The following is a 2,584-nucleotide window of genomic DNA, read 5'->3' on the forward strand; positions in this document are numbered from 1 at the left end:
AGCCTCCGTTACCTTTTTGGAGGCGACCACCCCAGTCAAACTACCCACCAAACAATGTCCTCCCCATAAAGGAGTTAGAAACCGGATACAGAAAGGGCGGTATTTCAAGGTTGATTCCACGACTCCTGGCGAAGCCGCTTCAATATCTCCCGCCTATCCTACACATCCTGTACCCAATCTCAATGTTAAGCTATAGTGAAGGTGCATGGGGTCTTTCCGTCCCGTTGCGGGTAACCGGCGTCTTCACCGATACCACAATTTCACCGAGCTCATGGCTGAGACAGCGCCCAGATCGTTACACCATTCGTGCAGGTCGGAACTTACCCGACAAGGAATTTCGCTACCTTAGGACCGTTATAGTTACGGCCGCCGTTTACTGGGGCTTCGATTCAATGCTTCTCTTGCGATGACATCCCCTCTTAACCTTCCAGCACCGGGCAGGTGTCAGGCCTTATACTTCATCTTGCGATTTTGCAAAGCCATATGTTTTTGTTAAACAGTCGCCTGGGCCTTTTCACTGCGGCTGCTCTTCTCAGAGACAGCGCCCCTTCTCCCGAAGTTACAGGGCCATTTTGCCGAGTTCCTTAGCCATGACTCACTCGAGCACCTTAGGATTCTCTCCTCGACCACCTGTGTCGGTTTGCGGTACGGGTCTTCTTAACCTGAAGCTTAGCGGGTTTTCTTGGAAGTCTGTTTACCTGCTCTATCAGCGCCACCGGAGCTTTGCTGTACTATTGGGTTTCAGCTAGAGTTGCGGATTTGCCTACAACCCCAATACCTACGCCTTTCAACGAACTATTCCGTCAGTTCGCGGCAGTGTCACTACTCCGTCACCACATCGCAGTTAAGAAGAGTACTGGAATATTAACCAGTTGTCCATCGGCTTGCCCCCTTCGGGTGCGCCTTAGGTCCCGACTGACCCTGATCCGATTAACGTTGATCAGGAAACCTTGGTCTTTCGGTGGGCGGGTTTCCCACCCGCCTTATCGTTACTTATGCCTACATTTGCTTTTCCATACGGTCCAACACCCATTACCAGATATCTTCGCCCCATATGGAATGCTCCCCTACCAGATGCACATCTTTCAGTGCAAATCCATAGCTTCGGTACCGTTCTTGATGCCCGTTTATTATCCACGCCCGGCCGCTCGACTAGTGAGCTGTTACGCACTCTTTAAATGAATGGCTGCTTCCAAGCCAACATCCTAGCTGTCTGGGCAACCGGACCTCGTTAGTTCAACTTAGAACGGATTTGGGGACCTTAGCTGATGGTCTGGGTTCTTTCCCTCTCGGCCTTGGACCTTAGCACCCAAAGCCTCACTGCCGGCTATATTTGATAGCATTCGGAGTTCGTCTGGATTTGGTAGGATTTGACTCCCCCGCACCCAATCGGTAGCTCTACCTCTATCAAACTCTACGCCGACGCTGTTCCTAAAAACATTTCGGGGAGTACGAGCTATTTCCCAGTTTGATTGGCCTTTCACCCCTACCCTCAGGTCATCCGGAAACTTTTCAACGTTTATCGGTTCGGTCCTCCATTACATGTTACTGCAACTTCAACCTGCCCAAGGGTAGATCACAAGGTTTCGCGTCTACCTCATCTGACTATGCGCCCTATTAAGACTCGCTTTCGCTTCGGCTGCGCCCCTGAAGGGCTTAACCTTGCCAGACAAGAGTAACTCGTAGGCTCATTATGCAAAAGGCACGCTGTCACAGGACCTGCCTGCTCCAACCGCTTGTAAGCACACGGTTTCAGGTTCTTTTCACTCCCCTGTTCGGGGTTCTTTTCACCTTTCCCTCACGGTACTGGTTCACTATCGGTCTCTCAGGAGTATTTAGCCTTACCAGATGGTGCTGGTGGATTCCCACAGGATTTCTCCGGTCCCGCGGTACTCAGGATACCACTATGCCAACATTCTTTACCTGTACGGGGCTGTCACCCGTGTCGCGCAGTTTCCCACCTGCTTCCAGTTCATAGCGCTGTACAATGTCGTGGTCCTACAACCCCGTCTATGCCGTAACATAAACGGTTTGGGCTCTTTCCCGTTCGCTCGCCACTACTTGGGAAATCATTGTTATTTTCTTCTCCTACGCCTACTTAGATGTTTCAGTTCAGCGCGTTCGCGTATCATACGACTATTCTTCAAATAGTCAGGTTGCCCCATTCGGAAATCTCTGGATCAAGTCGCATTTGCCAATCCCCAGAGCTTATCGCAGCTTATCACGTCCTTCTTCGCCTCTGAGAGCCTAGGCATCCCCCGTGTGCCCTTATTTACTTTCTTCACCGGCATAGCCTTTTGCTACTATGCGGCTGCTTTTGATATATATACTAATATGCTAGATAGCGGTTCGTTCGGCATTCACCGAGGGTCTCCCCGTTACTTCAAACACATACCAGCATTGTCTCTATACTGTTGTCTTCTCTTGTAATTTTTTTTCTCTTTCAATATGTCAAAGAACTCTTTTTCCGGTCTGTTGAAGTATATGTGTGCATACTTCACCGGAGACGTGGAGAATAACGGATTCGAACCGTTGACCCCCTGCGTGCAAGGCAGGTGCTCTAGCCAGCTGAGCTAATTCCCCT

1 tRNA gene and 1 rRNA gene are annotated in these 2,584 nt (G+C 50.3%); both read right to left on the minus strand.

The features are described from left to right. A 23S ribosomal RNA gene (locus ACK8HY_RS08560) occupies positions 1-2,282 on the minus strand; the annotation flags it as partial. Positions 2,283-2,509: 227 nt separating this feature from the next. After that, positions 2,510-2,583 (minus strand) — tRNA-Ala (locus ACK8HY_RS08565). Between the last annotated feature and the right edge of the window lies 1 nt (position 2,584).

It is taken from the genome of Sphingobacterium sp. NGMCC 1.201703, from assembly GCF_047784615.1.
GTDB lineage: Bacteria > Bacteroidota > Bacteroidia > Sphingobacteriales > Sphingobacteriaceae > Sphingobacterium.